This is a genomic window from Komagataeibacter europaeus LMG 18890 (assembly GCF_000285295.1).
Lineage (GTDB): Bacteria > Pseudomonadota > Alphaproteobacteria > Acetobacterales > Acetobacteraceae > Komagataeibacter > Komagataeibacter europaeus.
In genome coordinates this window covers 50,631-71,625 of record NZ_CADP01000009.1, presented here as the reverse complement: position 1 = coordinate 71,625, position 20,995 = coordinate 50,631, and the positions used below count along the sequence as shown (strand labels likewise).

The following is a 20,995-nucleotide window of genomic DNA, read 5'->3' as shown; positions in this document are numbered from 1 at the left end:
TGGTGCGCGATCAGCGTTCAGCGAACGCCTTTTCCACCACGTAGGCGCCGGGGTTGGAGTTGTTCCCCTCGTCAAAGCCACGGTCCTGCAGCAGCTTTTCCGTATCGGCCAGCATTTCCGGCGAACCGCAGATCATGACGCGGTCATGCTCGGGGTCCAGTTCGGGAATGTTCAGGTCGGTAAAGATCTTGCCCGTCTCGATCAGCTTGGTGATGCGGTCGGTCACGGCAAAGGCTTCACGCGTCACGGCCGGGTAATACAGCAGCTTGCCCTTCACGTCCTCGCCGAGGAACTCATGTTCGGGCAATTCGTGGCGGATGTGGTTGGCATAGGCCAGTTCACCCGAGATCCGCACCGTGTGGCTCAGGATCACGTGGTCATAGCGTTCGTAGCATTCCGGGTCCTTGATCAGGCTCATGAAGGGCGCAAGCCCCGTGCCCGTGGACAGGAAATACAGGTTGCGGCCCGGCCGCAGGTTGTCCAGCAGCAGGGTGCCGACGGGCTTGCGGCCGATCAGTACCTTGTCGCCCACCTTGACATGGCGCAGGCGCGAGGTCAGCGGGCCGTCGGGCACCGCGATCGACAGGAATTCGAGGTGATCCTCGTAATTCGCGCTGGCGATGCTGTAGGCGCGCAGCAGGGGCTTGCCCTCGACCTCGATGCCGATCATCGTGAACTGGCCGTTCTCGAAGCGCAGCGCGGGGTCACGCGTGGTGGTGAAGCTGAACAGCCGGTCGGTCCAGTGATGGACCGACAGGACGGTCTCCGCATTCAGGTGGCTGTATTCCTTGGTCGGTTCAGCCAGGTGGAACACGCCTTCCTGCCCATCGACCGGGGCAAGACCGGTGAGCATGGTCTCAGCGGTTGGCACAATCAATGTATCTGACATCTGGTTATCATTCTCCCGGCTGGATATGACGCAGACACAGGATTCCCTGAAACATGCGCCCGGCCACAGCTACATAACTAAGGCGGGCATGTTTAGGCCATCCACAGCGTGGAATTCCAGCACAAAACTAACATATCACGCGCCACGGGAAGCAGATTCACCACATAATCCCCATTCCGGGGCGCGCATGTCACGTCACACGCGTACGATGCGGGGTTCTATTCAATGATTTCGGGCATGGATGCAAGTACTGAGTCCATTGTCGTCAGCGCGTGGATGACGCACATAGTCAGGTATGACTTCTGAATTCCCCGACCGGGCCGCCCCTGCCCTGCTGGCGCTGGATGCGGCGATCGCCGCCACCGGACTGCATGTTGAAACCCGCGAACGCCCGAAGCTGGAACGCGTGATCGCCCGCAGCCTGCAGCCCGGTGCGACGCGGATAGATGACGCCACGTTCCGCTCCGCCCTGTGCACCGTCCGGCGCAAGCCGTGGGGATCGCGCCTTATGGACCTCACCCGTCGCGCGGGGCAGGTCTGGGTAACGCGCGCGGATACGGAAGCCGCTGCCGTCAGCGTGGACGACCCCGAACCCGATGATGCGCGCCTGCTGTCGGCCCTTGCCCCCGTGCTGCGCCAGAAACTGCGCGCGCAGGGCGATACGCCGCGCGTGGCGGTGGAAAACATCCGCGCGGACCTGTTTGACGGCACCGGGCGCACGCTGGCGCCTGCGGAACTGCGCACCCTTGCCGTGGCGGTGGCCGACGCCTTCGCCCTGCCGGATGCGGACGCCTTCGCTGCCGAACTGGAACGCGAGGACGCAAGCCGCAAGGACCGCGACACCCAGATCGAGGATACGGCACGTGCGCGCAGGCGCGAGGAAGTGCTGCGCCTGCGCGAATGGGAAAAAAGCCTTGTCCCCTTCAGCGACGTGCCCGGCCTGCTGCGCTGTTCGCACCGCGAGGCCCTGCGCTGGATCGCGGAAAACCGCCTGCCCGTCGCCCGGCGCGTGCCACAGGCGGATGGGCAGGAACGATGGGAGTTCGACCCGACCGAACTCATGGCCCTGCGCCAGCAGTTGCCCCAGTGGCGCAGGGAAGGACAGGAAACCCCGTCCCGCACGCCGCTGGCCCCCGACCTTGGCAACCGCCGCGTAGGCAACGCCGTCATTGCGCAGGTCGCGGCCCTTGACCGCTACGCTACCCATTTCCGCACCGCGCGCGCGCTCAACCGCCGCATCACGCTGGTGACGGGGCCGACCAACAGCGGCAAGTCCCATACCGCGCTCGATGCACTGGCCCGCGCCGAAAGCGGGCTGGCGCTGGCCCCGCTGCGACTGCTGGCGCATGAGTTCCGCGAGTCGCTGACCGCGCGTGGCGTGCCGACATCATTGGCCACGGGCGAGGAACGCATCGACGTGCCCGGCAGCCGCCATCTGGCCGCGACCGTGGAAATGTGCCCGCTGAACAATCCGGTCGATGTCGCGATCATTGACGAAGCCCAGATGCTGACCGACCCCGACCGGGGGGCGGCGTGGACGGCGGCCATCATGGGGGCACCCGCGCGGCACCTGTTCATCCTTGGCGCGCCGGACTGCATCCCCATGGTCAGGCGCATTGCCGAACTGTGCGGTGACCCGGTGGATGAAATCCGGCTGGAGCGCAAAAGCCCGCTGGTCGCCGCCGAACGCTCGGTCAGCCTGCATGAACTGCAGAAACATGATGCGCTGATCGCCTTTTCCCGGCGCGAGGTGCTGGACCTGCGTGCGCTGCTGCTGGCGCAGGGCAAGCGTGTCGCGGTGGTGTATGGCGCGCTCAGCCCCGAAGTGCGCCGGGCGGAAGCCCAGCGTTTCAATGATGGCGACGCCGATATCCTGATCGCGACCGACGCCATCGGCATGGGGCTGAACCTGACCATACGCCGCGTCGTCTTTGCCGCGCTGCGCAAATATGACGGCAACCAGACGCGCGACCTCAACCCGCAGGAAGTCAAGCAGATCGGCGGTCGCGCCGGGCGCTACGGCAAGCATGAACAGGGTGTGGTGGCCGTGCTGGAAGGGGTGGGCAGCCCGTCCTTCATCCATGCCATGCTGGCAGCCCCCCCGCAGCCGATCGAGGACATGCGCCCGCAGGTGCAGCCCGATGCCGACATTGTTCAGGCGGTGGCCGCCGAAATCGGGTCGGACAGCCTGTTTGGCGTGCTGGTGCGCATCCGCCGCGCGGTGCTGCGGCGTGATGACCCGAATTACCGGCTGGCCAACATGGAACAGGCCTTCGCCATCGCAACCGCGCTGGAAGGCGTTGCGGACCTGACACTGGCGCAGCGCTGGGTTTACGCCATGTGCCCGGTGGATGACCGCGACAACGGCATCCAGCGTCTTGTCCACTGGGCGGCGGACCATGCGGCGGGCAATGCCGTGCCGCCACCGGGCACCGGCCGCCTGCCACCGCCCGAACGGGCCGAGCGCACGGAACTGGAACGCGCGGAAAAGCGCCACAAGCGGCTGGTGGCCTGGCGGTGGCTGGCGCTGCGCTTCCCCGAAGCCTACGTCAACCGCGAGGAAGCCGAGGCCACGACCGCGCGCCTGAATGACTGGATCGAGGACGTGCTGCGCCAGCAGAGCATCCGCGCCCGCGCGCCGCGCATATCCCCCTTCAGCCCCGATAACCGCGCCAGTCCACCGGGACGCGGCAAACGGGGTGCCCCATCAAAGGACAAACGCCCGCACCGCAAGCGGCGTTAAGGGAAAGACGGGAAAACGGAAGCTTCGCCAAAAACGTCTTTACTGATTTCAAGTTTTCAGGCGGCGCGGATGACCTCGATGCCGCCCATATAGGGACGCAGCACATCGGGGACGGCAATGCTGCCATCCGCCTCCTGGTAGTTTTCCATGACCGCGATCAGCGTACGGCCCACGGCCAGGCCGGAACCGTTCAGGGTATGGACGAAGGCGGGCTTGCCCTCCGCCGTGCGGTAGCGGGCATTCATGCGGCGGGCCTGAAAGTCACGCGTGGTGGAACACGACGAGATTTCGCGCCATGCCTTCTGCCCCGGCAGCCAGGCCTCAAGATCAAAGGTCTTTGCCGCGCCAAAGCCGGTATCCCCCGCGCATAGCAGCATGCGTCGATAGGGAATGCCCAGCTTTTCCAGCACCATTTCCGCGCAACGGGTCATGCGTTCATGCTCGGCGTCACTTTCCTCCGGCGTGGTGATAGACACCATCTCCACCTTCTGGAACTGGTGCTGGCGCAGCATGCCGCGCGTGTCGCGGCCTGCGGCCCCGGCCTCGCTACGGAAACACGATGACAGCGCGACAAGGCGGCGCGGCAGCATGGTGCCCGGCAGGATCTGGCCCGCGACACTGGCGGTCAGCGGCACTTCCGCCGTGGGGATCAGCCAGCGGCCGTCCTCGGTGCGGAAGGACTGGTCGGCGAATTTGGGCAACTTGTCGGTGCCGTACATCGCCTCGTTATTGACCAGCACGGGCACGGCGGTTTCCTCGTAGCCGTTTTCGCCGGTGTGCAGGTCCAGCATGAACTGCCCCAATGCGCGTTCCAGCCGCGCAAGCTGGCCACGCAGCACCACGAAACGCGCCCCCGACAGGCGGGACGCGGTTTCGAAATCCATCATGCCCAGCGCTTCGCCCAGTTCGAAGTGTTCACGCGGGGCAAAGGCGAATTCACGTGGCGTGCCGTTCTGGTGCACCTCCACGTTCGCATTTTCATCCGCGCCCTCGGGCACGCTGGCATCCAGGCGGTTGGGCAGGCGTTCCAGCGTGCCACGGATCTGTCCATCCAGGTCATCGGCACGGGTCTGCAGTTCTTCCATCCGGCCTTTGGCGCTGGCCACTTCGGCTTCCAGCGCCGAACTATCCGCACCGGATTTGCGCATTGCCCCGATTTCCCTGGAAATCTGCTTCCGGCGCGCCTGCAGTTCCTGCAATGCGGTTTCAGCGGCGCGGCGATCATGGTCCAGCAGCAGCAGCGCCTGCGCCACGGCAGGCTCGCCCCGCCGCTTCAGGTCAGCATCAAAACCGTCGGGATCGGCGCGAAGGGCGCGCAGGTCGTGCATCAGGGGGTCTCCTCGGTGTCTTCAGGCGGGGTGCGCGGCTCGACAAGGCGGGCGCAGATAATGGAAATTTCGTACAGCCCGATCAGCGGCACGGCCAGACCGGTCTGGGTAATCACGTCGGGCGGCGTCAGGATGGCGGCGGCCACGAACGCGCCGACATAGGCATAGCGCCGGACCTTCGCCAGCCCCTTTGACGTGACCAGCCCCACCCGCGCCATGAGTGTCAGCACCACGGGCAGCTCAAACGCCATGCCGAACGCCAGGATCAGCTTCATGACCAGCGTCAGGTATTCCGATACCTTGGCCTGCAGTTCGATCTGCAATCCGTCCTGCCCGTCCGCCGTCTGGAACGACAGGAAGAACTTCCACGCGGCGGGGAATATGAAATAGTACGCCAGCGCCGCCCCGATGGCGAACATGACGGGCGTTGCGACCAGGAACGGCGCAAAGGCGCGTTTTTCGCTGCGGTACAGCCCGGGGGCTATGAAGATCCACGCCTGCACCGCCATCATGGGGAACGACAGGCAGGCCGCGCCGAAGAACGCAACCTTCATGTAGGTGAAGAAGGCTTCATACAGCGCGGTATAGATCAGGTGCGGCTGTTCCCCATTCTGGCGCATGATGTCGCCCAGTGGCTTGGCCAGGAAGAAATAGATCTGTTCCGAATAATAGTAACAGACGGCAAAGCACACCATGAACGTCACGATGGACCACAGCAGCCTGCGCCGCAGTTCCACCAGATGTTCCAGCAGCGGCATGGGCTGGTCGTTGATCGAATCCTGATTCAGGGTTTCGTCTCCTGCATCCATCGCGTTCTTATTCCCGCCCATCGGCTGTAACGGAGACACGCTGCCCCCGGTGAATGACCCTGACCGGCGGCAGGAAGGCCGGGGGCGTCAGGTCTGGCAGTTCCGCCGCGATACGGCGCGCGATACGCGGCGGAAGGAAATCCGGCGCACTGGCCAGCAGGGCTTCATCAACTTCTTTCCGGGCGGCGGCGGACACGGGGGGCATATAATGGCGCGCAGGCACCTGCTGTTCAGGCAGCGCGTCACCTGCGACGGGTGTTGCCGGAAGGGCGGCGGGGGTATCCCCCATCAGCGTGGCGGGATCGAGCGAGCGGCGCAGCGCGCCATCCCCGTCAATCGCCTTCATCAGCTTGTCGCGCACGTTCATCCGCTTGAGCTGGCCAAGCTGGTCGCGCGCTTCCGTCAGGTCCGCCTCACGCACCATTTCGTCCACATGAGACTGGAATTCGGTGGCAAGACCGCGTGCCTTCTTGATCAGGCCGGTCACCGTGCGGATGGCGATGGGCATGTCCTTTGGCCCGATCAGCAGCAGGCCCACCACCCCGATCATGGCAAATTCAGACCACGCGAAATCGAACATGACCACTTTCCTCCACCACCATGCACGCACGGCACACCCGCACGCCACCGCGCGGCTTCATGTTTCGCCCGTGCATATCCTGCACACCTATCACGACGCGGGCGGGTCAGGAACCTCGTCCGGCGCATCGGGGGGCATGGCGGTATCGGGCACGTCCACCAGCAGTTCCTCGCGCCGGGGCAGGTCGCCCAGATCCTTCAGGCCGAAATGCCGCAGGAAACCCGATGACGTGCCCCACAATATGGACCGCCCCGGTACTTCCTTACGACCCAGCGGCATGATCAGTTCCGCCTCCAGCAGGGTGTCCAGCACCTGCTGGCTCAGGCTGACGCCACGGATTTCCTCGATCTCGGCACGGGTGCAGGGCTGGTGATAGGCAATGATCGCCAACGTTTCCATGGTCGAACGCGCAAGCCTGCGTGGCCGTGGCATGACGCGGGTCAGGCGCGGGGCCAGGTCGGGCGCCGTGCGGAACTGCCAGCCCCCGGCCACCTCCACCAGCACGACCCCACGCCCCGCATACCGCGCCGCCAGCGCGGACAGGGTGGCGGTGACATAGGCGTCCCGGTCGGCCGTGTCATGCGGTATGCCGCCCTGCGCGCCCAGTATTTCGGCAATGGCGCGGGTGCTGAGCGGATCGGCGCGGGCAAAGATCAGGGCTTCCACCAGGCGTAGCGAAAATTCCCGCACGTCGATCATGGCGGCAATCTCATCTTCCGGCGGCAGTCCCGGCTGTTGCGTCTCGTTCATCAGGCCATGTCCCCTTCCGGTTCTGTCCCGGCAGCATCTGGCTGCCCTGTGCGTTCGCGCAGCCAGATACGGCCAAACTGTTCCGCCTGCTGGAGTTCGATCATCCCGCTGCGCGCCATTTCAAGACTGGCCAGCAACGTACCCGCCACGGCGGCGCGGCGGCCGGTCTGCACCATTGTTTCCGTCATGCCGGCCTGTGGCGGCAGGTCGGGCACGAAGCCCTCCAACCCGCACCAGTCCGCCTTCAGGTCATGCGTGCCGAGCATGCGCCGCAGCCGTGCCAGCGCGTCCTGCACCGTCCAGAACCGCAGCACGCGCGGCTGGTAGACGGATCGGCGCGCGCGCCGGCGCATGGCCGCCATGTATCCACGCATAAGCTGCGGCACATCGACCGCAAGGCCCGAGCGATCGATTTCCACAAGGTTTTCCGCCTGCCCGCGCTCGAATACTTCCAGACCCAGTTGCGGACGCGCGGCCAGCCAGCGGCCAAGCTGGACCATCCGCTCCAGTTCCAGCAGCCGTTCATGCAGCAGGCTGGCCGCTTCCTCCGCATCGGTGGCTTCGTCGTCGTCTTCCGGCAGCAGCAGGCGGGACTTGAGCCACGCCAGCCACGCCGCCATCACCAGCCAGTCCGCCGCCTGTTCCAGCCGCACGTCGCGTGCCGCACGCACCACGGCCAGGTACTGATCAACCAGTTGCAGGATGGAAATGCGCCACAGATCCACCTTCTGCGCCCGCGCCAGTTCCAGCAGCAGGTCCATCGGCCCGTCAAACCCGTCCAGATGCACGATCGGGGCGCTGGTGGACGCGGATGGAACGGACGGGGAATTATCCCCGCTCACCGTTCCCTCCGCAGCACAGGGTCGCGGGCCGTGGCGGGATCAGGAATGGACCAGCTCGCACGCCTGGCTTTTCGCCTTGGCCTTTTCACACAGGCTGACCGCCTGCGCCTTCGCCAGTCCCTTGACGCGCAGGCGATAGAAGGTCTTGCCACCCCGTTCCGCCTTCACCACGGTGGGCTGGTATGGCCCGAACACATCGGGATAACGCGTAATGAGGCGGGTCCAGCTTTTCAACGCCGCTTCCTGCGAATCCAGCGCAGCAAGCTGCACGCCATACGCCCCTGTACCCGTGCCGGATGCACGTGGCACGGGGGGTGGCAGCGGGGCGGCCTGCGGTTCGGGTGCTTCCGCCCGCGCCGGGGCGGCGGGTGGCGGCGCGCTGGCGGGCGTATCCGCGGCTGGTGGCGGGGCGGGGGCGGCAGCTGGCGGCGTCTGCGCCGGGGCCGGGGCCGGTTCGCCTTCACCGGCCACCTGTCCGTACTGGCGGGCCATGGCGTCGGGCTGTGGCTGTTCGGGCGGCGGGGACAGGCGCATCACGCCGCCATCGGCGGGCATGCCGTCGCCCGCGCCAAGTATCTGCATCCCGCCCGGATCGGCGGGCTTGACGCGCACCGGGCCGGGCGGCGGCCCCAGAACGGGAATCCCGGCCTGATGATGACCGAACAGCGACCATCCCCCAATGGCCACCACCAGCACGCCACCAAGACCCGCCGCGCCATAGACCAGCTTGCGCGTCAGCGGATCGTCACCCAGCAGGTTGCTGCCCGCCACGCGCGCCAGCAGGGCCCTGAAGTCAAAGCCGCCCCGGCGCCCCTGCGAGGAGGCGGCCGGACCGATGTCATCCGCCGGTTCCATGGGTTTGCGCATGCCCAGATCGGGATTGGAATCGGTCCCCATGCGCTCCCGCCCCGGGCCGGAGGGCGCGGAATAGGGATCGGGCGCGGGCGGGTTGTCGCCCCTGCTGTCAGGGGGGACATTGGGGGGGGATGTGTTGTCAGGGCTCATCGCATCTCCTCGACCGGCTGTACGCCGAGCACTTTCATACCCGATCGCAGCACGGTTGCCGTTGCCTCGACAAGGGCAAGCTTCATGCGGGTGGCGGCAATATCATCTTCCTGCAGGAAGCGCAGGGTCGCATCATCGCGCCCCCGGTTCCACAGCGCATGGAAATCCGACGCCAGTTCATTCAGGTAAAAGGCAATGCGGTGCGGTTCATGCGCGGCCGCCGCCGATTCGACCATGCGCGGCCACTGCGCCATGCGCTGCAGCAGCGCCAGTTCCGCATCCGCCGTCAGGCCCGACAGATCCACGCCCGCCAGTTCCGCGGGCGTGATGCCACCCGTGATCCTGCCGTCATTGACCATGCCTGCCGCCGACCGCAGCACGGAACAGCAGCGCGCATGGGCGTATTGCACGTAGAAGACGGGGTTGTCGCGGCTCTGCGCCACGACCTGATCCAGATCGAATTCCATCTGCGCATCGGCCTTGCGGGTCAGCATGGTGAAGCGCACGGCGTCGCGCCCGACCTCATCAATCAGGTCGCGCAGGGTGACGAAGGTTCCCGCGCGCTTGGACATGCGCACCGGCTGCCCGTCGCGCACGATGCGCACGATCTGGCATAGCAGCACATCCAGCACCGGCCGGCCGTCCGTCGCCAGCGCCGCGACCGCCGCCTTCATGCGGGTGACATAGCCGCCATGGTCAGCACCCCATACGTCCACCAGCACATCCGCGCCCCGGCGGATCTTGTCGGCATGATAGCCGATGTCGTTGGCGAAATAGGTGTTCGATCCATCGGACTTGCGCAGCGGACGGTCCACGTCATCCCCGAATTCGGTGGAGCGGAACAGCGTCTGCGGCCGGGCTTCCCAGTCATCGGGCAGCTTGCCCTTGGGCGGCTCCAGCACGCCTTCGTAGATCAGGCCCTTCTTTTCCAGCTGCGCGATGGCGCGGTCGGTTTCGCCATCGGCCAGTATCCCGGCCTCGCTGGTGAAGACATCATGATGCACGCCAAGGGCCGCAAGATCCTCGCGGATCATGGCCATCATGGTATCGACCGCCTCACGCTTCACCGTATCCAGCCACAGGGCGGGATCGGCGGGTTTCAGGCCGGGAGCGGCGAGGCTGTCGGCAAACCTGCGGGCCAGCGCCTCGCCTACCGGGACCAGATAGTCGCCACCATACTGGATCGCGCCACCGGGCACGACGGCGGCGAATTCTTCCTCGGTCACGGTGGTGCCCAGCGCCTGCAGGTAGCGCCAGTAAGTCGCCCAGGCCAGGGCGATGACCTGCGCGCCGGCGTCGTTGATGTAATATTCCTTGGTGACCTCGTAACCCGCCTTGATCAGCAGGTTGGCCAGCACGTCACCCACAACCGCCCCACGGCAATGGCCCACATGCATCGGGCCGGTGGGGTTGGCGGATACGTATTCCACGTTCACCTTCACTCCGTTCCCGGCGGTGCTGGTGCCGTAATCCTCCCCCGTCTCCAGCACGCTGCGCGCCACGCCCTGCCACACGGCGGGGGCCAGGCGCATGTTGACGAAACCGGGGCCGGCCACCTCCGCATGGGCGATGCCGGGCACATCCGCCAGCGCCGTCACCAACTCGCCCGCGATTTCCGCCGGGCGACGCCGCGCGGCCTTGGATACGACCAGGGCCGCATTGGTCGCAAGGTCGCCATGGGCCGGATCACGGGTGGGCGTGACCTCCACCCGGTCCAGCAGCGCAGGCGGCAGGTCGGGCACGATCCGGCCCAGTGCTGCGCGCACATGCGTAAGGTAACGGACGAACAGACTGTCTGACATGCGGCACGGTTTCCCAACAAAACGGTAAGTGGACCATCAGGCCCGGCAGGAATGGCCCGCCGTGATACCAGAACGGCAGGCAATCGGATAAATGCGATGGGCGTGTTTCACCCCGGCGAGGACAGGTCCGTCAACCGTCGATATTCCTCCATCGCGCAGCGATCGGTCATGCCGGCAATATAATCCGCCACAACGCGGCATGCGCCCGCCCTGTCGCCCCCGTCATGCGCGGCCAGGGCTGGCTCCCGCGTGCCATCGGGCAGCAGTGCAAGGTTTTCCGACAGGATGGTGAAAATCGATTCGACCGTCAGCCGCGCCTTGCGCGTCATGCGGTTGACGCGCCAGTGACGGTACAGCCGCGCATACAGGAATTTGCGGATTTCCAGATTGGCGGCGGCAATATCCGGGCTGTACGCCACAACGGGGCGGGCGGCATGGCGGATGTCATCGGAACATTTCGGGGCAAGGCGTTCAAGGTTACGCTGGGTCTGCCCGATCAGGTCCATGGCCAGCGTGTTGATGACGCGCCGGATGGTTTCATGGCGCAGGCGGGGATCGTTATTGCTGGCCTGACACCCGCTGAGGCGCTGGGCCGTACGGGCATCGGCCAGGGCTTCACGCACGACGGGCAGGGCTTCCAGTTCCTCGATATGCAGCAATCCCGCGCGCAGGCCGTCATCAAGATCATGGGCGTGATAGGCGATATCATCCGACAGGGCCGCAACCTGTGCTTCGGCCGCGGCATAACTGCCCAGTTCCAGCCCGTGCCGGGCCGCGTAATCGGCCACATAGGGCGTGGGATGGTCCACCGGCCCGTTATGCTTGGCCAGCCCTTCGAGCATTTCCCATGTCAGGTTCAGGCCATCAAAGGCGAAATACCGCCGCTCCAGCAGCGTCACCAGCCGCAGGGACTGTGTATTGTGGTCGAAACCGCCCCACGGCTTCATGGCCGCCGACAGCGCTTCCTCCCCCGCATGGCCAAAGGGGGTGTGGCCAAGGTCATGGGCCAGGGCGAGGCCTTCGGTCAAGTCTTCCTCCAGCCCCAGCCTGCGTGCGATGGAACGGGCGACCTGGGCGACTTCCAGCGAATGGGTCAGGCGGGTGCGGAAAAAATCGCCTTCGTGGTTGAGGAACACCTGCGTCTTGTACTGCAGCGTGCGAAACCCCGCCGAATGCAGCACCCGGTCCCGGTCGCGCTGCCATGGGCTGCGGGTCGGGGCCTCGGCTTCGGGGTAGAGCCTGCCACGGGCCGTGGCGGTCTGGACAGCATAGGATGCAGTGCTCATATAAGATCAGGATCCAGCCATGGATGGAACGGCACATGATGATGCCGCCGCCCATCCATAACCCGCGCGCAGCCTGTGGCCAACATGGTCCCATAGCCCTGCGTGCCATTGATCATGGTGAAACCCGATGTCCATGCCCCCTGCCCCCGCCACTGACAGCTTCCGCGTATCGGACGCGGCGGCTCGCCGCCTACGTGAAATACTGGATGAACAGCCAGCCTCCCCCGCGGGGGAGCCTGCGCTGCGGGTATCGGTCGAGGCAGGGGGGTGCAACGGCTTCCAGTACAAATTCGCACTCGATGGCGAAAGCCAGCCCGATGATATCGTGATCCCCGCGGGCACCGTCCGTGTCGTGGTCGATCCGGCCAGCATGGACCTGCTGACAGGGGCGGAACTGCATTTTGATGACAGCCTGATGGGCGCGCACTTTACCGTGCGCAATCCCAATGCCGCGTCATCATGCGGGTGTGGCACGAGCTTTTCGGTCGAATGATGAAATTCGCCACCTGGAACGTCAATTCCATCCGCCAGCGCCAGGACCATGTGCTGGACTACCTGGCCCGCGAACAGCCGGACGTGCTGGCGCTGCAGGAAATCAAGTGCCAGACCGAGGTCTTTCCCGTCGATGTGTTCAGGGCGGCAGGCTATGACAGCATCATGGTGGGCCAGAAAAGCTATAACGGCGTCGCCATCCTGACCCGCCACCCGCACGAAGTCACGCATACCGCCCTGCCCGGCTGGGAAACCGATCCGGCACAGGCACGCTACGTCGAAATCCGTTGCCGTGGGCTGGTGTTCGGCAACCTGTACCTGCCCAACGGTAATTCCGGCGGCAGTGCGGGCTACGACTCCAAACTGGCGTTCATGGAGGCACTGGCCCTGCATGCACGCGGCATGCTGCTGGCCGGTCAGGATTTCGTCCTGCTGGGTGATTACAATGTCTGCCCCACCGACGAGGACTACGCCCCCGGCGCGCTGTCGCCCGATGACGCCTTGGTCCGCCCGCAAAGCCGCGCGGCCTTCCGCCGCCTGCTGTGGCTGGGGCTGACCGATGCGTTGCGCGCGCTGCACCCGGTGGGGCGGTTCTATACATTCTGGGATTATCAGGCGGCGGCATGGCAGCGTGACAGCGGGCTGCGCATTGACCATGCCCTGCTGTCCCCCCGCGTTGCCGAACGGCTGCTGACCGCCCTGCCCGCACGTGACGAACGGGGCAAGCCGCAGCCATCCGACCATGTGCCGCTGGCGGTTACGCTGGCGGATGCGCCGGGCTGACGCCACCATGCCCGCGCGCCCCACCGGGCAGCGGGCAATGGTCGGGCACGGGCAGCAGCCGGAATTCACGCAACGTGCCCGACATGCGGAACTGCCCGAAATCCATATCCACCCGGTCGGCCACGCCATTGCTGAAATAACGCATGCCCGTCTCGAACACCGGGGTCATGTCGCGGGTGGTGGTATTGTAATAGGCAACATGCACCCGCTGCGCCGCAAGCGGGGCAAGGGCGGGGAACGTGGTCGCGACCGGCGGCGCGTCATGCCCCAGAAACAGCACGTATGTGCCAAGCGCCCCGGTATCCACCGTGCCATCGAACAGGAATGGGGCAATCGGCCCCTGCCCGTCCTGTCCCGCCTGAATGACGGCTGCCGTATGGGCCACGGGAAACAGCGTGCCCATGGGCAGCGTCACGTCATGCGCCACGGGATCGGTGTAATGCACCTGTCCCCCGGTGGGGCGCATATGCGCCTCCCCCGCGATACGGGGGGCGGGATGGCCGTTTTCCGTCTGGTCGGCACGGAATACCAGGGATGAGCCGTCCTTTTCCTCCAGCACGGCATAATCCGAATCACTGACCGTTTCCGTCCCTTCGCGATCCACGGTGCGCAGGCGCAACTGCTGCTGCGTGGACCATGCCGAACACATATCGGACAGGACGAAGGTCAGCCTGCCCTCCGCCGTGACGACATCGCCACCGCTGACCGCTACCAGCGTCAGGTCATAGACCGCGCGGTGGGCCGCCATGACCGGCGCCGCCTGCACGGGTGTGGCGCGCCACAGGGCCGCCAGCGTCATGCCCACCATCACGCACCGCCCCACCGGCACCCCGTACTGCACGGCACGGGGCATCAGGAAGGCAAGTGCATCGGCCGGCATCACGCCACTCAGTTCTTGGCCTGACCAGGCTTGGGGCGCGGCAGGTCAAGGGCGAGCGAGAGTTCCTTCAGCCGCTGCGGCTCGACCGGGGCGGGCGCGCCCATCATCAGATCCTCGCCCTGCTGGTTGAGCGGGAACAGGATGACTTCGCGGATGTTCGGCTCATCGGCCAGTAGCATCACGATACGGTCCACGCCGGGGGCCGAGCCGCCATGCGGCGGCGCGCCATAGCGGAAGGCGTTGAGCATGCCGCCAAAGCGGGCCTCGACCTCGCTGGCCGGATAACCCGCGATCTCGAACGCGCGGATCATCACGTCAGGCTGGTGGTTACGGATCGCGCCCGAGGACAGTTCGATGCCGTTGCACACGATATCGTACTGGAACGCCTTGATGGTCAGCGGATCCTGGTTCTGCAGCGCATCCATGCCGCCCTGCGGCATGGAGAACGGGTTGTGGGAGAAATCGATCTCACCCGTTTCCTCGTTGCGTTCATACATCGGGAAATCCGTGATCCAGCAGAAGCGGAAGGCGTTCTGTTCGATCAGGTCCAGTTCGCTCGCAACCCGCGTACGCACGGCGCCGGAGAACTTGACCATCTCATCGCCCTTGCCCGCGACGAAGAACACGGCATCCCCCGCCTTCAGGCCGGTTCTGGCGCGAATGGCCTCGATGCGGTCGGCCTCGAGGTTCTTGGCGATCGGGCCCTTGCCGCCTTCTTCGGCGAAGATGATGTAGCCAAGGCCGCCAGCACCGGATTCGCGCGCCCAGTTGTTCAGCTTGTCAAAGAATGCACGCGGGCGGTCACCCGCGCCGGGGGCCGGGATGGCGCGGATCTGGCCGCCATCGGCTGCGATACGCGCGAACAGGCCAAAGCCGGAACCGGCAAAGGCTTCGGTCACGTCCGACAGCTTCAGCGGGTTGCGCAGGTCTGGCTTGTCGCTGCCATAGACTTCCATGGCCGTGGCGTAGGGAATGCGCTCGAACGGTCCTTCGCTTACGATGCGGCCACCGCCGAATTCGCGGAACACGCCTTCCATCACCGGCTCGAGGGTCGCGAACACGTCTTCCTGCGTCGCGAACGCCATTTCGAAATCAAGCTGGTAGAACTCACCGGGTGAACGGTCGGCACGGGCGGCTTCGTCACGGAAGCACGGCGCAATCTGGAAATAGCGGTCGAAGCCCGCCACCATCGCAAGCTGCTTGAACTGCTGCGGGGCCTGCGGCAAGGCATAGAACTTGCCGGGGTGCATGCGCGCGGGCACCAGGAAGTCGCGCGCGCCCTCCGGCGAGGACGCGGTCAGGATCGGGGTCTGGAATTCCACGAAGCCAAGATCCGTCATCCGCTTGCGCAGGCTGGCGATCACCTGCGCGCGCAGCATGATGTTGCGATGCACCTTCTCGCGCCGCAGGTCGATGTAGCGGTAGGTCAGGCGCAGGTCCTCGGGGTAGTGCTCGTTGCCCGCAACCTGCAGCGGCAGCACGTCGGCGCTGGACTGGACATCGATTTCACGCGCGCGCAGTTCGATCTCACCGGTGGGCAGGTTCGGGTTTTTTGTCGCGCCATCACGCAGCACGACTTCACCCGTGACCGTCAGCACGCTTTCCACGCGCACGCGTTCCGCCGTTTCCAGCACGGGGGAGCCTGCGGGGATCACGATCTGCGTCATGCCGAAATGGTCGCGCAGGTCAATGAACAGCAGGCCGCCATGATCGCGCTTGGAATGTACCCATCCGGAAAGGCGGGCCGTCTGCCCGGCGTCTGCAGCCCGCAGGGCTGCACAGCTATGGGTACGATAGGGATGCATGATCTTGTCCTGATTCTACCAGATTTGGGGGATGCGCCCTGAAGGGGCCACACCCGGTTGCAGGCGCGACAAAGCCAATACCGTCCACGCCTGTCAAGGTCATAGGTGGCAGCCCCGGCCTGCGGGGCCGTACCTTACACGTATTCGGGGAACAGGTCGCATAACCCGTCCGCCGTGGCGGGGCAGCGGCCACGTTCGGTAATCAGCCCGGTCACAAGCCGCGCGGGCGTCACGTCAAACGCCGGATTGGCCGCCCGGCTGCCATCGGGCACAAGCTGCACGGCCGTTACGGCGCCGGCGTCGTCACGGCCCTGGATGTGGGTGACCTCGCGCCCGCTGCGTTCCTCGATGGGGATTTCCTTCACGCCATCGTTGATGGTCCAGTCGATGGTGGTGGACGGCAGCGCCACCCAGAAGGGCACGCCATTGTCATGCGCCGCCAGCGCCTTGAGGTAGGTGCCGATCTTGTTGGCCACGTCGCCCGTGCGGGTCACGCGGTCGGTGCCCACGATCACCATGTCCACCTGGCCATGCTGCATCAGGTGGCCCCCGGCGTTATCGGCAATGACCGTGTGCTTCACCCCGTGGCGGCCCAGTTCCCATGCGGTCAGCGATGCGCCCTGGTTGCGCGGGCGGGTTTCATCCACCCATACATGCACGTCAATGCCCCGGTCATGCGCCATGTAGATTGGCGCCAGCGCCGTGCCCCAGTCCACGGTCGCGATCCAGCCCGCGTTGCAGTGGGTCATGATGTTGACCGGGCCGGGACGGCGGGCGGCAATGTCCTCGATCAGTTCAAGGCCCTGCCGGCCGATGGCCTCGTTCTGGATCACGTCTTCATCACAGATGCGCCCGGCTTCGTCATACGCCGCCGCCACACGGTCCGCGACTGCCGTGGTGCGCAGGCGGGTCAGCATGCGCCGGATCGCCCAGCCAAGGTTGACCGCCGTGGGCCGGGTGGCCGCAAGCAATGCCGCGTCACGTTCCATGGCTTCATCGCTGCTGTCATGCCGCAGGGCCAGCGCCAGTCCATACGCCGCGACAGCACCAATCAGCGGCGCGCCACGCACCTGCATGGTGCGGATGGCATGCGCCACCTGGTCGCGTTCGGTCAGGCGCAGGATATCCAGCGACCACGGCAGGCGGGTCTGGTCAAAGATATGGACCGACCAGCCATCATCCGTGTCCACCCATACGCTGCGATAAGAGACGTTATCAATCTTCATATAATACGTGCCGCCATCCAAAAGCCAGAACACACAAAAGGGCGCGCAGGGAAGCATCCGGCCCACCGGCATTCAAGCCCCTTCGGCCCCGAATACTTCATGAACCGGCAATATGGGCCTTTTGTACCACGTGGCAACATGGCCGTGCCCCCGCATGGCAACCATCATACAGGCAGTCCGCATGGTATTCCACACCGGAGCGCATGCCCGGTCATGCATGTGGTCCCGATGCCCTGCAAAGGAAAGGGTACGGGCATCATCACGCCATGGGAATGCACGAAAGAAACACTGCCGTTCCATGACGGGCACATGGACCCATGTGTGCGGCAGACAGACTGATAAAAAACAATAAAAGTTTCCGGATACCGCCTTTTTTGAAAAAAGCTTCGCCAGAAACTTCCTTATGACTGACAGCCTTGAGGAACAAAAAATCCCGCCATGCGCAACGCATGGCGGGATCGTGCCGATCAGCCCCAGGGCCGGGATATTTAGCCCTGCGGTCCGTCCGACAGCGGCAGACGGGTCAGGATCGTGGTCAGGCGCTGGGCAAAGCCGGTCGGGTCCTTCGGGCTTTCGCCATCCTGGATACGGGCCATGTCCATAAGCGTCAGGGCGATGTCCTGCACCGGGTCGCCATTCTTCACCCGGGTCGCAAGATCCGCGATCAGCGGATGCGCCGGATTGACCTGCAGCACGGGCGCGGTGTCGGGCACCTGCTGGCCGCTGCGCTTCATAAGCCGGATCATCTGCAGGTCCGGTCCGGATTCGGGGGCCGCCAGCACCACGGCGCTGCTGACCAGGCGGTTGGTGCCCTTCACATCCGATACCGCATCCCCCAGCGCTTCCTTCAACGCGGGAATGACGACGTCCAGCGCATCCTTTTCAGCCTGCGTTTCCTCCGGTGCGCCGAACTTTTCCAGATCGGTGTGGAACTGGCTGATATTGCGCAGCGGCGTGTCCTTGTACACGCCCAGGCGTTCGGGCCAGAAGGAATCCACCGGGTCGGACAGCAGCAGCACCTCGATGCCGCGGGCGCGGAAGCCTTCAAGCTGCGGGGAGGACGGCAGCATTTCCGTGCGGTCGCCAGTCAGGTAGTAAATGGCTTCCTGCTCGGGCTTCTTGCGCTCAAGATAGGCATCCAGCGTGGTCCAGCCGTCCTGCGTGCTGGAACGGAAGCGCGCGATGGTGGCCAGTTCCGTACGGTGTTCGGCGTCGTCCCAGATGCCTTCCTTGAAGGTCGGGCCGAAATTGTCCCAGAACTTCTCGAAATCCGCCTCGTCCTTGCTGCGGGTCTTGAGTTCCGAGATCACGCGGTTGGTCACCGCCTTGCGGATGCGCGCCAGCACCGGTGTCGCCTGCAGCATTTCACGCGATACGTTCAGCGGCAGGTCCTCGGTATCCACCACGCCGGTTACGAAGCGCAGCCACGGCGGCAGCAGCCCTGCGTCATCGGTAATGAACATGCGGCGGACATGCAGGCGGATCTGGCTTTCACGCACCGGTTCGGCGAATTCGAACGGCTTGCTGCCAGGAATGAACAGCAGCGCCGAGAATTCCAGCATCCCTTCGGCATGCCAGTGCAGCGTGGCCCATGGCGTGTCGAAGTTGTGGCTGACGTGGCGATAGAACTCGTTCAGCTGTTCTTCATCAATCTCGCCACGCGGCTTGCGCCACAGCGCCGTGCCCTTGTTGGCCGACGTTTCCTCGCCATCGTCCTTCACGATCGTGATGGGCCACGAAATATGGTCGGCCCATTTGCGCACGATGGTTTCAAGCTGCCACGAATCAAGGAAGTCGTTCGCATCTTCCTTGATGTGCATGATGATGTCGGTGCCCGCCCTGTCGCGCGTCGCCGGACTGATCGTGTAGTTGCCCTTGCCGGTGGAGGACCAGCACCAGACTTCATCACTGCCCGCGCGGCGCGAGATCACGTCCACCCGGTCCGCCACCATGAAAGCGGCGTAGAAGCCCACGCCGAACTGCCCGATCAGGCTTGGCTTGTCCTCGGGCCTGGCATTGGCCAGTTCCTCGCCAAAGGCACGGGTGCCCGAACGCGCGATGGTGCCAAGGTTGCGGGCAAGGTCTTCCTTGCTCATGCCCGCGCCATCGTCGCTTATGGTCAGCAGGCGGGCGTCCTTGTCGGGATTGATGCGGATCTTCGCATCATCAGGCAGGGCGCGGGCGCCATCGGTCAGGGCCTCGAAACGGCGCTTGTCGGTGGCGTCCGCCGCATTGGCGACGAGTTCGCGCAGGAAGATCTCGCGTTCGGAATAAAGCGCATGCACCACCAGATCGAGCAGGCGGCCGACCTCGGCGCTGAATTCATGCTGTTCACCCGTGGCTTCGGGCGGGGTTGTCGTTGTGTTTTCCGTCATTGCCGGTCCTTTGTTCATGAAAATATGGTCAGGTTTCAATTTGTAATGAATATGGAAATCTTCGCGGCGTTTTCAATGGCCTGCGTGCAGGAGGAAATGGAGAGCGTTTCTGTATCCCGCCTGTAAAAGGTCATTTGAAAAATCAGGCCGGGAAACATCGGGCAATCAGGAAAAGTTCTTGGCGAAGCTTTTTTCAGAAAGCTTCGGGAAACGCCGCCTTTTGGAAAACAGGTGGCACCCGGAAACTTTTCTCATTTCCTGTCAATCCGTTATTTCAAAACCCGCTTTCAATCAAAATCCGTCGGCAGGGCCGGATCGCGGACATGGTCGAACATACGCGCGATCTGGTGGGGCAGGACGCGGCCCATGGACAGGTCCGTAGGAATTTCATCGGGGCCAAACCAGCCGATTTCGGATGTCTCGACGCTGGTCCGTGCCTGTCCACCAGTCAGCGCGCATATGAAATACAGCGTGTGGCATGAAAACGGCGCGGATGGATGGCCCTGCCGGTCACGGTCCCATACGGCGGCAAGCTTGGTCACACGGACATCATATCCGCTTTCCTCGCGCACTTCCTTGACCGTGTTTTCCACCGGACTGAGGTTCACATCCGCCCAGCCGCCGGGAAGGGTCCAACGGTCATGGTCCAGTACTTCACGCACCAGCATGATCCGCTGGCGGTCATCAAACACGGCGGCCCGCACTGTCACCTTTGGCGTGGCATAACCGTCCTGCTGGCTGAACAGATCCAGCACGCGCGTCATGTCGGCATCACTGCCTGCGGCCATCATGTCGGCTGCGATCTGCCGTATGCTTTCATAACGTTCACGGTCGAACGGGCTTTCGGCATAGGTCAGGCCACTTTGCGCCAGCGCCTGCAGGTCACGGGCCCAGATCAGCCATTGCGGGGTTGTCATGCATTTTCTCCTTCGGGTGACCAGCCGGGCGGGGCCAGTTCAAACTGGCTGAAGACAAAAGCGGGCGCGACCTGACAGCCCATGAGGCTCCATGCCCCCTGGCTGGCCGCCGCCTGCCATGCGCCCGGTGGCACCACCGCCTGCAGCACCTGCCCCTGCGCGGGCAGCGGCCCCAGCACGATCCGCTCAACAGGCGCGCCCTGCCCCGCCGCGATTTCAAGCAGCAGCGGGCTACCGCCCTGCCAGCACCAGATTTCCGCTGCATCAACCCGGTGCCAGTGCGAACGTTCCCCTTCCGCCAGCAGGAACGTGATGGTCGAGACCGCGCCACGCGGGCCATCAGCGGATGCGTCACGCCATATCTCGCGGTAGCTGCCGCCTTCGGGATGAGGTTGCAGGTCCAGCAGTCGCCGCACGGTTGCGGCAGGCGTGCCGGGATCGCGCAAATCTGTCATGGTGGTTCTGGCTCCGGTCATGATCTCA

General features: G+C 64.8%; 18 protein-coding genes. 3 read left to right on the top strand and 15 right to left on the bottom strand.

Translation table 11 applies throughout. The annotated features are described in order from the left end of the window. Positions 1-10: 10 nt before the first annotated feature. On the bottom strand, positions 11-889 hold the full coding sequence (locus GEU01_RS05600; protein WP_019085275.1) for a ferredoxin--NADP reductase: 879 nt from the start codon (positions 887-889) through the stop codon (positions 11-13). Positions 890-1,184: 295 nt separating this feature from the next. Between GEU01_RS05600 and GEU01_RS05595 the strand changes: the two genes are divergently transcribed. Beyond that, on the top strand, positions 1,185-3,632 hold the full coding sequence (locus tag GEU01_RS05595) for a helicase-related protein (protein WP_019085274.1): 2,448 nt from the start codon (positions 1,185-1,187) through the stop codon (positions 3,630-3,632). 56 nt (positions 3,633-3,688) lie between these two features. Here the strand turns inward: GEU01_RS05595 and serS are convergent, their stop codons facing one another. From serS to GEU01_RS05555, 8 genes are all read right to left on the bottom strand, one after another. Further along, positions 3,689-4,960, bottom strand: a complete 1,272-nt coding sequence (gene serS / locus GEU01_RS05590) for a serine--tRNA ligase (RefSeq protein ID WP_019085273.1) — start codon at positions 4,958-4,960, stop codon at positions 3,689-3,691. Then, the gene (gene tatC / locus GEU01_RS05585; protein ID WP_026018532.1) at positions 4,960-5,769 is read right to left on the bottom strand and encodes a twin-arginine translocase subunit TatC; all 810 of its coding nucleotides are present in this window, start codon (positions 5,767-5,769) and stop codon (positions 4,960-4,962) included. Before tatC ends, serS begins: the two co-directional genes overlap by 1 nt. A 7-nt stretch (positions 5,770-5,776) precedes the next feature. Beyond that, on the bottom strand, positions 5,777-6,349 hold the full coding sequence (gene tatB / locus GEU01_RS05580) for a Sec-independent protein translocase protein TatB (RefSeq protein WP_019085271.1): 573 nt from the start codon (positions 6,347-6,349) through the stop codon (positions 5,777-5,779). A 90-nt stretch (positions 6,350-6,439) separates the two neighbouring features. Further along, positions 6,440-7,099: an SMC-Scp complex subunit ScpB gene (scpB, locus tag GEU01_RS05575; RefSeq protein ID WP_019085270.1), complete on the bottom strand. Its 660-nt coding sequence runs from the start codon at positions 7,097-7,099 to the stop codon at positions 6,440-6,442. Beyond that, positions 7,099-7,941 carry a segregation and condensation protein A gene (locus GEU01_RS05570; protein ID WP_019085269.1) on the bottom strand — a complete coding sequence of 281 codons (843 nt, stop codon included), beginning with the start codon at positions 7,939-7,941 and terminating at the stop codon, positions 7,099-7,101. Before GEU01_RS05570 ends, scpB begins: the two co-directional genes overlap by 1 nt. Before the next feature lie 39 nt (positions 7,942-7,980). Continuing rightward, positions 7,981-8,946 carry an SPOR domain-containing protein gene (locus tag GEU01_RS05565; protein ID WP_019085268.1) on the bottom strand — a complete coding sequence of 322 codons (966 nt, stop codon included), beginning with the start codon at positions 8,944-8,946 and terminating at the stop codon, positions 7,981-7,983. After that, entirely contained in the window at positions 8,943-10,748 is a 1,806-nt protein-coding gene (argS, locus tag GEU01_RS05560; protein ID WP_019085267.1) for an arginine--tRNA ligase, read from the bottom strand. Before argS ends, GEU01_RS05565 begins: the two co-directional genes overlap by 4 nt. Positions 10,749-10,855: 107 nt before the next feature. After that, positions 10,856-12,034, bottom strand: a complete 1,179-nt coding sequence (locus GEU01_RS05555) for a deoxyguanosinetriphosphate triphosphohydrolase (RefSeq protein ID WP_019085266.1) — start codon at positions 12,032-12,034, stop codon at positions 10,856-10,858. A gap of 127 nt (positions 12,035-12,161) precedes the next feature. Between GEU01_RS05555 and GEU01_RS05545 the strand changes: the two genes are divergently transcribed. Together GEU01_RS05545 and GEU01_RS05540 are read left to right on the top strand one after the other, a co-directional pair. Next, entirely contained in the window at positions 12,162-12,527 is a 366-nt protein-coding gene (locus GEU01_RS05545) for a HesB/IscA family protein (protein WP_019085264.1), read from the top strand. After that, the gene (locus GEU01_RS05540) at positions 12,524-13,309 is read left to right on the top strand and encodes an exodeoxyribonuclease III (protein ID WP_019085263.1); all 786 of its coding nucleotides are present in this window, start codon (positions 12,524-12,526) and stop codon (positions 13,307-13,309) included. Before GEU01_RS05545 ends, GEU01_RS05540 begins: the two co-directional genes overlap by 4 nt. Here the strand turns inward: GEU01_RS05540 and GEU01_RS05535 are convergent. The 6 genes from GEU01_RS05535 to GEU01_RS05500 all read right to left on the bottom strand — a co-directional run bounded on the left by GEU01_RS05535 (position 13,284) and on the right by GEU01_RS05500 (position 20,967). Continuing rightward, positions 13,284-14,189, bottom strand: a complete 906-nt coding sequence (locus GEU01_RS05535) for an EipB family protein (RefSeq protein ID WP_019085262.1) — start codon at positions 14,187-14,189, stop codon at positions 13,284-13,286. The genes GEU01_RS05540 and GEU01_RS05535 overlap by 26 nt on opposite strands. An 8-nt stretch (positions 14,190-14,197) precedes the next feature. Continuing rightward, positions 14,198-15,994, bottom strand: a complete 1,797-nt coding sequence (aspS, locus tag GEU01_RS05530; protein WP_019085261.1) for an aspartate--tRNA ligase — start codon at positions 15,992-15,994, stop codon at positions 14,198-14,200. Between the two features lie 134 nt (positions 15,995-16,128). Then, a complete protein-coding gene (gene mtnA / locus GEU01_RS05525; RefSeq protein ID WP_026018531.1) occupies positions 16,129-17,220 on the bottom strand; it encodes an S-methyl-5-thioribose-1-phosphate isomerase in 1,092 nt (363 codons plus the stop codon). A 488-nt stretch (positions 17,221-17,708) separates the two neighbouring features. Beyond that, positions 17,709-19,595 carry a molecular chaperone HtpG gene (htpG, locus tag GEU01_RS05515; RefSeq protein ID WP_019085258.1) on the bottom strand — a complete coding sequence of 629 codons (1,887 nt, stop codon included), beginning with the start codon at positions 19,593-19,595 and terminating at the stop codon, positions 17,709-17,711. A 287-nt stretch (positions 19,596-19,882) separates the two neighbouring features. Further along, positions 19,883-20,512, bottom strand: coding sequence for an NUDIX hydrolase (locus GEU01_RS05505; RefSeq protein ID WP_019085257.1), 630 nt, complete (start codon positions 20,510-20,512; stop codon positions 19,883-19,885). After that, the gene (locus tag GEU01_RS05500) at positions 20,509-20,967 is read right to left on the bottom strand and encodes a cupin domain-containing protein (RefSeq protein ID WP_010507040.1); all 459 of its coding nucleotides are present in this window, start codon (positions 20,965-20,967) and stop codon (positions 20,509-20,511) included. Before GEU01_RS05500 ends, GEU01_RS05505 begins: the two co-directional genes overlap by 4 nt. Positions 20,968-20,995: the final 28 nt, after the last annotated feature.

What these genes read in the sequence shown, in the direction of transcription:
- tatC (WP_026018532.1), bottom strand. Translation starts at nt 5,769, where the DNA reads ATGGATGCAGGAGACGAAACCCTGAATCAGGATTCGATCAACGACCAG.
- GEU01_RS05595 (WP_019085274.1), top strand. Translation starts at nt 1,185, where the DNA reads ATGACTTCTGAATTCCCCGACCGGGCCGCCCCTGCCCTGCTGGCGCTG.
- scpB (WP_019085270.1), bottom strand. Translation starts at nt 7,099, where the DNA reads ATGAACGAGACGCAACAGCCGGGACTGCCGCCGGAAGATGAGATTGCC.
- tatB (WP_019085271.1), bottom strand. Translation starts at nt 6,349, where the DNA reads ATGTTCGATTTCGCGTGGTCTGAATTTGCCATGATCGGGGTGGTGGGC.
- argS (WP_019085267.1), bottom strand. Translation starts at nt 10,748, where the DNA reads ATGTCAGACAGTCTGTTCGTCCGTTACCTTACGCATGTGCGCGCAGCA.
- aspS (WP_019085261.1), bottom strand. Translation starts at nt 15,994, where the DNA reads ATGCATCCCTATCGTACCCATAGCTGTGCAGCCCTGCGGGCTGCAGAC.
- GEU01_RS05505 (WP_019085257.1), bottom strand. Translation starts at nt 20,512, where the DNA reads ATGACAACCCCGCAATGGCTGATCTGGGCCCGTGACCTGCAGGCGCTG.
- serS (WP_019085273.1), bottom strand. Translation starts at nt 4,960, where the DNA reads ATGCACGACCTGCGCGCCCTTCGCGCCGATCCCGACGGTTTTGATGCT.
- GEU01_RS05545 (WP_019085264.1), top strand. Translation starts at nt 12,162, where the DNA reads ATGTCCATGCCCCCTGCCCCCGCCACTGACAGCTTCCGCGTATCGGAC.
- mtnA (WP_026018531.1), bottom strand. Translation starts at nt 17,220, where the DNA reads ATGAAGATTGATAACGTCTCTTATCGCAGCGTATGGGTGGACACGGAT.
- htpG (WP_019085258.1), bottom strand. Translation starts at nt 19,595, where the DNA reads ATGACGGAAAACACAACGACAACCCCGCCCGAAGCCACGGGTGAACAG.
- GEU01_RS05555 (WP_019085266.1), bottom strand. Translation starts at nt 12,034, where the DNA reads ATGAGCACTGCATCCTATGCTGTCCAGACCGCCACGGCCCGTGGCAGG.
- GEU01_RS05600 (WP_019085275.1), bottom strand. Translation starts at nt 889, where the DNA reads ATGTCAGATACATTGATTGTGCCAACCGCTGAGACCATGCTCACCGGT.
- GEU01_RS05540 (WP_019085263.1), top strand. Translation starts at nt 12,524, where the DNA reads ATGATGAAATTCGCCACCTGGAACGTCAATTCCATCCGCCAGCGCCAG.
- GEU01_RS05565 (WP_019085268.1), bottom strand. Translation starts at nt 8,946, where the DNA reads ATGAGCCCTGACAACACATCCCCCCCCAATGTCCCCCCTGACAGCAGG.
- GEU01_RS05500 (WP_010507040.1), bottom strand. Translation starts at nt 20,967, where the DNA reads ATGACAGATTTGCGCGATCCCGGCACGCCTGCCGCAACCGTGCGGCGA.
- GEU01_RS05535 (WP_019085262.1), bottom strand. Translation starts at nt 14,189, where the DNA reads ATGCCGGCCGATGCACTTGCCTTCCTGATGCCCCGTGCCGTGCAGTAC.